The sequence below is a fragment of the Exiguobacterium sp. s101 genome (genome assembly GCF_018617835.1).
Taxonomy (GTDB): domain Bacteria; phylum Bacillota; class Bacilli; order Exiguobacteriales; family Exiguobacteriaceae; genus Exiguobacterium; species Exiguobacterium marinum.
This window is the reverse complement of the sequence record NZ_JACSKX010000025.1, coordinates 1-9,202: the sequence shown is the minus strand read 5'-3', so window position 1 is coordinate 9,202 and position 9,202 is coordinate 1. Positions and strand designations below refer to the sequence as shown.

The window sequence follows — 9,202 nt, the reverse complement described above, 5'->3', positions numbered from 1 at the left end:
GTCTTTCTATTAAAGCACCACAGTAATCCTGAGACTAAAATATCCGAACTTCAAAACATTGAAATTGTTCCTGATTTCAATGATCAGCACATAGATTATTTTGAGCACTTTTCTCAAGTTGAAAAACAATACCGTACTTTCCTCCGTAATTTAAAATATGAGGGTAGAACTAAAAAACTTAATCCACAACCTGTATCAAACACAGAAGTTCCTATTCTTCAAAATAAAAACGATAAAGTTTTTCTAGTGCACGGGCATGATAATGCTTTAAAGACAGAGGTTGCTCGCTTCATTGAAAACCAGAATATTGAGGTCATTATCTTGCATGAACAAGCAAATCGAGGAAGCACTACAATCATTGAAAAAATCGAATCTTATTCAAACGTAGGATTCGCTATTATTCTGTACACGCCTTGTGATGTAGGGAAATCAATGCAGGAATCAGATTCAGATTTTAAGCCTCGAGCAAGACAAAATGTTATTTTTGAACACGGATATTTCACTGCAAAACTTGGAAGAAGTAGAGTTTCAGCTTTACTTAAGGGTTCAGTCGAAATCCCTAATGATTTTTCCGGAGTTGTATACGAAAATTACGATCAGTCGGGTGCATGGAAATTCAAACTAGGTAATGAGTTGCATTCTGCAGGATATGATATAGATTTTTCAAAGATTAAGCTTTAATAACCACTTAGACTTTTATAGACAAATAACAAAAAGACCCCGATTGGCGTCGGAGTCTCTGATCAGTGAGCGGACATTGGCGTGTCTGCTCTTTTATTTATGGCGCTGGCGTTGCAGATAGGTTGATGGCGGACGAACTATGCTTGGCGGCTTAATAGCACTCAAAGGGCGCGAGCTTTCGACACCTCCCGGTAAAACTCGGCTACAGCGGGGTTGGCGGACTCCCACTCATCGTTTTTTAGCGCTGGAATACGATATTTGCGCTCCAGCTCCGTCATAAGTGCCGCTAACCGTAAATCTCGCTGACGTCCCGGCGGGCTATCCATGATGGCGTTGTATTGCGCTCGATAGGTTGTAATCATGATTTGTCACTGCGTTTACGGTAGCTGACGGTAATCTCGCCCACGTCCGCTCGTAAATTGCCTAACGTCCACCAGTTTGTGTCCGGGTCACGCTCGATTAGGCGGTAACTGCGGTCGTAGTCGAACAAATCCACACCGACAGCATGTTGCAAATGCGCCTTGATCGCGTGCAACGCTAACTCTTTAGCGGCTTGGTCGTGCCCATAGCCCAATTCGTGGCCTTCACGCTCGGCGCGCTCGACCTCATCCTCGTCACACTCGAACAAAAAGCTGATTTGGCGCTTGCTTGACCGCTCAAAACCGACCAAGCTGACCTCCGCCTCATATTGCACCGTCAAATACGACTCATCTACGACCGGCAAATCAAGTTTGCCCACTCGGACGTAATCTAACACTTTAATTGTCATCGGGTTTACCGCCTCTCTAAGTATGTAATTACATTTTAACTGGTGGCGCTCGACCTGCCACATAATACCATTCGACATTTTGCCACCAATCATCCGACAATTTTAATTTGTAATTGGCGAGTCTCTGCAATCGAGCGTCCCAACAACTCAGCAACCGCCTTTACTCCAGCCCAATGGACACCCCCAGTAGTGTAGATGTGGTAAAGTCCCGACCGCACCTGCACAATCTTAGTAACCCGGTTGTTGTTAAATGCCATTTCGCAACGCCTCCTTGTTGTTCGTGAGTTAAATGTACACCGTCTGTGCGCACAAGTAAAGACTTTATTACAATCTTTTTGAATCTTTTTTGAGGTTCATTAGGTACAATAGGGGTAGATAACGCACCACCGGGAGGAAAACAACATGAAACTCGATAAGAATAAAGTCCGCGAGATGGCCGGCAACCCACCAGTAGAGGAACAAGCAGATAAGGCGCCACACGTCGAGCCGAACCGTAACCGGAAACGAAAGCAGTTCACACTATCGGACACTACTCGCGATCAGCTAGAATATTTGAGAAAATATCACGGATCATCGGAGAGCAACGTAGTTGATCGGGCTATCGACCATTATTACGAGTATGTCGTCACACACAAAGAGCCGCTACTGGATAGAACAAACAAATAATCCACGAGTAATACGCCCCAGCGCTAATTCGCGTTTGAGGGCTTTTTTGTCGTGTATTGACGCAGTAAAACGACGTCACGGGGTCGGGCGGTATCTAGGTATTGCTGGGCGCTACGTACGTAAATTTGGCGATGTTACGTGAGGTTTTAGGGCGCTATTGATTTCCAGCGGATAATAGACGCATTTAAACGCCTTTTAAGCGAGTTTAGCGGGTGCAGACGGTAAAGATAGGTAGTGGGCGACAGGTGACGCTGTGGGGCGTGTGGTGGCGTGTATGTACGGGTAACTGCGGACGATTCCGAAAGTTAATTTTGGTGTGCGGTATTTTACGTGGGGTTGCGAGTATTGGCGGAAAGTAGCGGGTTGGGTCGGGCGCTGATCGTGGACTAACGGAGACAGCGAGGTCAAACGTTAAAAATGGTGCTTACATGTGGTGTGTACGAGGGAGGGCAGCGTAGGAGGCGGTGCATGGGGGTCCGGGCACTGGCGGCACCTTTCGACAATAAAAAATAATTATTTTTATTTGTTTTCGCGTGATGATGCGATGTATACGATATTCATCGTTATACATCGTTGACCGCTGATACTCGCCAGTTTTACCGATAACATATCTTATGTGAACCCTTGTCCGCTTGCTAAACGTTGATGTTAAGCCATTCTATGTATTCACCATGATTATGCGGTTAACCACGGTTCATATGCATCGACCGCCTGTAAGCGCCATCAACGTTGGTATGACGCCATTTGTCGGCATTTACCGCGAGTGACGAGAGGTATAGTGACCGAACCTCTGCGTCTCTGTGATCGGTGAATAAAAAGCTGCATAATCGGCGAGTATTCGGTGGCGTGGTATGTCGGATATGTGGCGACTGGTGCCGGTGATCAGCATAAAAAGTTTTAGCGGGGCGTCCGTAGGGAGCGCTCTGCGGGTGATTTCGGCATCTAATCACAATCTATCACAATACCGCCACCCTCGCCATCCCCGTCACCTTACGCCACCTACCGCACCACTACGCCATTCTTAGCGGTGATTTCCACCCACGGCGCGTAACTGCGCCTGTTGTGATTGGTCCGCTTTTAAACCTGCCAATCGGCGCTGTAACTCGTCAGTAGTCGGTACTGCTGTCTTAGGCGCCTCCACCTCGGCGGCCTCGCGGTTATCCAAGTACCCGACCGCTTGCAAATACAATTTGGCGGCTGCAGCATTGCCTTTTAGCGCCTCCATCTCTAACGCCTCCAATACCTTTGGTGCGCCGTTACGTCGATTCCGGACGACGCCCTTACGGAGTTCTGTCTGGAATTCGGGTGATTTCATCCAGTTTGTGACGGAGTTAGGGTGTACCCCGACCTTCTCGGCTGCTTCTTTTTGTGTCATCTTCGGGTCCGACAATAAGTCGATTACCGCGATTTGCTGATTACTTAGCATGGATTGTCACCTCCGTCTGTTGTGTGATCATGCCGTTGAGTTCGAGGACTAGGCGCGCTGCCGTAGCGTCCCGTTCCTCAATCGCCATTTCCATCAATACCGGCATGATCTCGGCAAGGCGTGCTCCGCCATGTAGGTGGCGACGGCGATCTGCTTACGTGTGAGTGGACGGTCCATATAGTCCACGCTCCTCTTCGTTTGTTGGCGACTGGTGTCGCATTGGCGGTCTAAACCGCAATTGCTTCGATTGCGTGCATTTCTTTGACGACCAAATCGCAATAAGTAGCGATGAAGTAGGCCGTCACGTTACGGACTGGACGTTGCTTGGCGACGTATGCCGTACGAACTACGGCTGATTTCAGGCAGCGTAAATACACCGGGTTTGTTAGGTCCCAGCGGACGAGCATTGGCGTCAAATTGTCGTCAGTGACGCGCTTAAATAGGGCATCGCGTAGCACGGCGCCGTTATTGCTAAAGAGTTCGATGAATTTCCGGTCAGAAAGGCGTACAGCGTTAGTAGCATAAATGACTTCTTCCGGAATATCGTAGGCTTCCGCCAATTCCTTTTTCGTCACAGATGCGACTGCTGGCGCTTGCTCTGTCGGCTTCGCTTCGAATGTTTTAAGGTCTTTGTTTGTTTTAGGGTTTAATAAAGAGTCTATTGGGGTGACAGACTTTGTATGACACTCGGCACGACAATCCTCCGCAGGACGGCGCACCAATCGCAATACGTTAGCTGTCTGACGCTTATCTCCAGTCTTGCGACGCGCGGCGAATACCTCGATTGCTCCAAGTTTCGACAATTTTGCAATAGAGCGCTGGACCGTACGCGGCGAACACTCTAACTTTTTGCCCATTGTGGCGTTAGACATGTAAGATACGCCAAAGTATTTGACGGAGTGCTGACTGATCAGGAAGAAAACACTCTGGTCGGTCTTGTTGAGATGGTCACGGAGACGGTCACGATGGTAGGCGTGGCTGGCGTTAACATCGGCTTTATCAGTGTGGTTGGCTAGGTTAGCGAGGGCTTCGTTGGAAAGGATGATTGCAAATTTAGACATGGTAGACTCTCCTTTTACAGGACAAAAAAGAGCGCTTCCCGAGAATTAGTCGAGAAACGCCCTCTACTGAATTGTAGTAGTGATACTACAAAAAAAGTCTTTGAGGTTGACCACTATGAGTTATCCTTGTACAATCGTGGTATCAGATTATACAAAGGCTCACGGAAGTACGTTTTCGATGTGTTGGCATCGGGAATGTCCAGCTGAAGCGTTGGCGCGCTAAAGTTGGCCGTGGGTCTTTTGTGTGTCCGTTCGTTTTATGTTGAAATAATCTTAACTCTTTACCTGCCCCGCTTGCAACCACTTTCAATTTTTTACCTCACCGATCTAGCCAAGTTTCTCACAGGAGTTTCTCACGATTTTTCGTCCAAAAAACTGACCCCATTTGTAAAATGGCTCAACCAAGCCACCTCTAACTACCCTTCAATCACTCAAAATAGGCAAATAACCTAGTTTCTCACAGAAAAAAGTCGAGTAAAATTTCTTTCTTGTTACCTTTTATTTCACTTACCGGTATTTGAAATAATTTAGTCTGTAAGCGGTATTAAATGCCAGCGTACATAAACCACCCCTGTCTGCATAGCAAAAAGACGCTCCACTAATGGCGGCGCCCTCGTCACACTTGTTCGGTTATCTCTAATCATAGTTTTGCATCAAAATCCCAACGGAATAGCCCGTCTATGTCGTAGTTGATTGCTCCACGCTCAAACTCGGCCAATAAACCCGCCAATATTCGACCACAGCGCCCCGGTCGCGTTCGACCAGCGCACAAGCCGCGGCGACAGTCAGGTCACCGTCAATCCCGCCTATGTCGCGAATCTCGTCACCCGTTATACCGTACATAGCAGTCATATCCAGCAAATCATCGTTATGCAACACGTATCTAACGTTCTTCATCTCGCACCTCCACGCCCATCTTAGCAGGCGCAATCGTGCGGATGATAACGTTTCGTTAGCGTTGAAAAGCGTAATTAGCGGAATTCTGCCACTTCGTGTGACTGATGCAAAAAAAGTTAAAATCCGGATATGCTAGGTCGGAGACGGGAAATGACGTTTTTACCGCTTCATATCAATGTTTGTTCGTCGTTTTTAATTTGTCAGATACGAAAATATCGCATACAATTGTACTTGGGTCGGTATTATTCCGATCGGAGGAAGACAGTTACGCATTACCTCGTCTCGGGAAGTGGAAGAATTTTCGGGAATGTGAGGTGATGTGTAATGGTAGAGTTATTTTTCCTTGCTTTGTCTGTACTTGTAGATGTTTACAATACCGTAGACTGGTCACGTGCAAGCGACTTTATGTCGTTTTTGAATGAGACACTTACGTTTGTTGTGGGCCTCGGCAGCCAGCGAACGAGCAAAGAAAAAGACGATCAAGAGTCTCGCAAACCCTGATCGCGCTTTATCACTGCTTAAGTTAGTTTTTTGAGTTGTTGTCTCCTAGCTTTGGATGAGAGGGACAACGCTGTTGCAAATCGTCGTAGAGACGAGGAGTGCAACGTCGCTCTTCGAGAAGAATATATCTTCCCGCTTTACCGCTGCATTCTCGCAAAATGTGGCGGTTTTTTGTACTCAAAATCACTGAAAATCCCCCGTATCACATAATCATGATACACGATAATCGTATAAAATATTATCCAAAATAGCAAGAAAATATAACAGGGCGTTATATAATATCGACTTTATACTCACTAGTCAATACCCCCTACAAAGGTAATTCAAGCGCCATATTCCGCCACTACCGGCACTTCAAGCCCCGCCAACCACCGCTCAATCGCCTCATGGCGCTCACCAGTCAACCGTAGCCCGTCGCAATCAAACGTCGCTTTGCCGTTGTTGCCGTGCTCATCGGTAATCTCACAGGTAAAAGCGTTAATCAACAACTCGATAGCCGCCTCTGCGATTGTTGCACTGATCACGGGGATGTGGCGCTCTTTTAGCGTCTCGACTGCCGCGAACTGGTCTCCAAAATGACGCTGGAATAGCCCGACAACGATACCGTCATGGTTAATGCGCGCCTCCCCGACCGTTGCGCCGCCGCTCGTTATCGTCGATAGACCCCAAAAAGCACCTCCAAAATGGAAGGTGCGTAAATGGGCACTGTCGTGATTTTGTTCTTGCTGAAGTGGGTGATATAATCAAGATGCACTTTGGATAATGGAGGATGAATATTCAAATGTGCAGACAAACTAAAGATAACGGTAAAGATAAGTACTTCACTATCAGAATCAAAAAAAGCTATGTAACGTGGGTCACTGATCCTACCAGTCGATTTCGAAATGTGCTGTCATTTGTAGCTGACATTTTTACGATTCTTGTTATCTTGGTGCCTCTGCTTATATCCTTGTTATTTCACTAAGAGAGACGGCTACGGCCGTCTTTTTTGTATTTATGTCTCTCACACCATGATAAGCTAGTGACATATAGCGCCGATAAAACACTAAATGGGGAGGTACATAGCAGTGGGAATCGACAGAACAACCTACAAAAGCGCACAGTTGTGCGACGAATTACAAATCAAGCCGTCGACGTTACGGAAATGGGCGCTACTCTTGCAGGACGCTGGGCACAAGTTCCGCCATGATACGCACGGACGACGGATTTACGATGACGCTGATCTGGCGCTCATGCGCGAATTTCAGAAGTTGAAAGCTATGGGTGGCGCTACGGTTACAAGTGCCGCGAAAGACGCTGTATCAACGCTCAATAGTCGACAAAGTGTCCGAACCGCTACCGATATAGCAGGCGAAAACTTGCCGGCGATACCGAACGAGGACCTTTTATTGGCGCTACAAAAGTTGTCACAGGATAACGAGGAACTAAAGCGTCAAAACGCTGAACAGTTGCAGTTGATGAACTCAATGTCAGAACGCATAGCGCGTTTGGAACAGCACGAGGAGAACAAAGAATTAGCTTTACAGCAGTCTTTAGCGGCAATTGAAGAGAACACTAGAAAGAAGGATGTAGCAGAAGTAGCGCCTGTAAAACGCTCATGGCTTGACAAGTTGATGGGGCGAAACGGAGCGGAATAAGGCGGCACAAAACGTGCCAGACCGCTGATTTATCGGCACATTTCGTGCCATTTACGGAGTTTTGGCGCTATCACGGTTTCGGCAGGCTCTGCATGGCCTAACACGGTATGTGATAGCAAAAAACGCTTATGCTCTTTGAACTCTATTTGAATGCCACTTAAAAGAATAAAATAAAAATATCTAGTTATCTTATTGAGCTTAGGGAGGATATTCATGAGTAGTGAAATGAATGGGTTAAAAAGAGAGGTTATCCAGAATTTGATGACAACCATCATCAAATCCGAATACAGCGCTGCAGCAAAGCAAAGTATTATTGAGGAACTTAGAGTCACATTACCAAGGATAACTTCAGATGCTGATGAAAAATTAAAACGTATTGAAGATGCAGGAAGGATATTATTATTCATCGACGATGAAGTAGCTAATAACAGAAACATGATACAAGCTTTTAAAGATTTAAAGACTAGTGCGCTGACTTGCTTAAGAGGTGTCTTAACTGAAATTGAACTAGATGAAAAATTCGGGCAGATAGCACCAGAAACAAATAAGTACATAACGTCCAATCAACAAATTTTAAAAGAGGCTTTCTCAGAACACAATTCTGAAAATCATGTCGTGAAATCCAATGCCGAAATTATATCGGAACCTATTAATGAATACCTCAACCCTCAAGAAAATAAGAAAGTATTTATAGTACACGGTCATGATAGCGCATTAAAAAATGAGGTCGCTCGCTTTATTGAAAGGCAAGGTATCGAAGCCATAATTTTGCACGAGCAGATAAACCAAGGGAGTACAATTATCGAGAAAATTGAATCTTACTCAAACGTAGGATTCGCTATTATTCTGTATACGCCGTGTGATCTAGGCAGTTCAATACAAAAAGCAGATTCAATGCCTAAGCCTCGAGCAAGGCAAAATGTTGTATTTGAACATGGATATTTTACAGCGAAATTAGGACGCAAAAGGGTCATTGCTTTGAATAAAGGCTCTATTGAGTTACCTAACGATATTTCTGGTGTTGTATATGAATCATATGATGAGGCAGGAGCATGGAAATTATCACTCTGTAGAGAACTATCAGCTGCAGGGTACACCATAGACTATTCTAAAATTTAATAAGTAATAGGCTTTGTTGGTGCAAAGTTTCAACCCACGAACGTATGCAATGGTATGAACAATACCACGAGACTGCCTTACAATAGTAATTGTAGAAAAAGATAGCTCTAAAAAATAATGTAATAAATTTATCGTCAGCAAAATGTAGTTGATAGAATAAAATCATAGGGGAATGAACATAATATTAAGGGGATTTAAACATGCAAAATTCAACTCTTCCTGTAGAAAGCCTTTTCAATGATTTAGATCAAATTGTCATTTTAAAGAGATTATTAGCAGAAAGGCTAGAATATTCAGATGATAGCAGTATTGATCAATTAATAGACCAATTCGAGTTTTTTTCAAGCAAAGTTCACGTCTTTCTATTAAAGCACCACAGTAATCCTGAGACTAAAATATCCGAACTTCAAAACATTGAAATTGTTCCTGATTTCAATGATCAGCA

9 protein-coding genes are annotated in these 9,202 nt (G+C 45.2%); 5 read left to right on the top strand and 4 right to left on the bottom strand.

Features of this window, described 5'->3' with window-relative positions; genetic code table 11:
• A partial coding sequence (locus KNO76_RS13630) for a TIR domain-containing protein (RefSeq protein ID WP_214885963.1) occupies positions 1-681 on the top strand: 681 nt, incomplete at its 5' end.
• A 358-nt stretch (positions 682-1,039) separates the two neighbouring features.
• Here KNO76_RS13630 and KNO76_RS13625 read toward each other — a convergent pair.
• On the bottom strand, positions 1,040-1,450 hold the full coding sequence (locus tag KNO76_RS13625; protein WP_214885961.1) for a hypothetical protein: 411 nt from the start codon (positions 1,448-1,450) through the stop codon (positions 1,040-1,042).
• Positions 1,451-1,852: 402 nt separating this feature from the next.
• On the opposite strand from KNO76_RS13625, the gene KNO76_RS13620 reads away from it, so the two are divergent.
• Entirely contained in the window at positions 1,853-2,116 is a 264-nt protein-coding gene (locus KNO76_RS13620) for a ribbon-helix-helix domain-containing protein (RefSeq protein ID WP_214885959.1), read from the top strand.
• Between the two features lie 1,021 nt (positions 2,117-3,137).
• Here KNO76_RS13620 and KNO76_RS13615 read toward each other — a convergent pair.
• From KNO76_RS13615 to KNO76_RS13605, 3 genes are all read right to left on the bottom strand, one after another.
• Entirely contained in the window at positions 3,138-3,542 is a 405-nt protein-coding gene (locus KNO76_RS13615) for a hypothetical protein (protein WP_214885958.1), read from the bottom strand.
• A 227-nt stretch (positions 3,543-3,769) separates the two neighbouring features.
• Complete coding sequence (locus KNO76_RS13610) at positions 3,770-4,603, bottom strand: helix-turn-helix domain-containing protein (RefSeq protein ID WP_214885957.1); 834 nt, start codon at positions 4,601-4,603, stop codon at positions 3,770-3,772.
• Between the two features lie 1,721 nt (positions 4,604-6,324).
• Entirely contained in the window at positions 6,325-6,489 is a 165-nt protein-coding gene (locus KNO76_RS13605; RefSeq protein WP_214885956.1) for a hypothetical protein, read from the bottom strand.
• Between the two features lie 579 nt (positions 6,490-7,068).
• Between KNO76_RS13605 and KNO76_RS13600 the strand changes: the two genes are divergently transcribed.
• From KNO76_RS13600 to KNO76_RS13590, 3 genes are all read left to right on the top strand, one after another.
• Positions 7,069-7,638 (top strand): MerR family transcriptional regulator, encoded by a 570-nt coding sequence (locus KNO76_RS13600; protein WP_214885955.1) that lies wholly within the window; start codon positions 7,069-7,071, stop codon positions 7,636-7,638.
• Between the two features lie 213 nt (positions 7,639-7,851).
• Positions 7,852-8,757 (top strand): TIR domain-containing protein, encoded by a 906-nt coding sequence (locus KNO76_RS13595; protein ID WP_251128026.1) that lies wholly within the window; start codon positions 7,852-7,854, stop codon positions 8,755-8,757.
• A gap of 200 nt (positions 8,758-8,957) precedes the next feature.
• Positions 8,958-9,202 (top strand): hypothetical protein (locus KNO76_RS13590; protein ID WP_214885954.1); only part of this gene is annotated, 245 nt, incomplete at its 3' end.

What these genes read in the sequence shown, in the direction of transcription:
- KNO76_RS13625 (WP_214885961.1), bottom strand. Translation starts at nt 1,450, where the DNA reads ATGACAATTAAAGTGTTAGATTACGTCCGAGTGGGCAAACTTGATTTG.
- KNO76_RS13620 (WP_214885959.1), top strand. Translation starts at nt 1,853, where the DNA reads ATGAAACTCGATAAGAATAAAGTCCGCGAGATGGCCGGCAACCCACCA.
- KNO76_RS13615 (WP_214885958.1), bottom strand. Translation starts at nt 3,542, where the DNA reads ATGCTAAGTAATCAGCAAATCGCGGTAATCGACTTATTGTCGGACCCG.
- KNO76_RS13610 (WP_214885957.1), bottom strand. Translation starts at nt 4,603, where the DNA reads ATGTCTAAATTTGCAATCATCCTTTCCAACGAAGCCCTCGCTAACCTA.
- KNO76_RS13595 (WP_251128026.1), top strand. Translation starts at nt 7,852, where the DNA reads ATGAGTAGTGAAATGAATGGGTTAAAAAGAGAGGTTATCCAGAATTTG.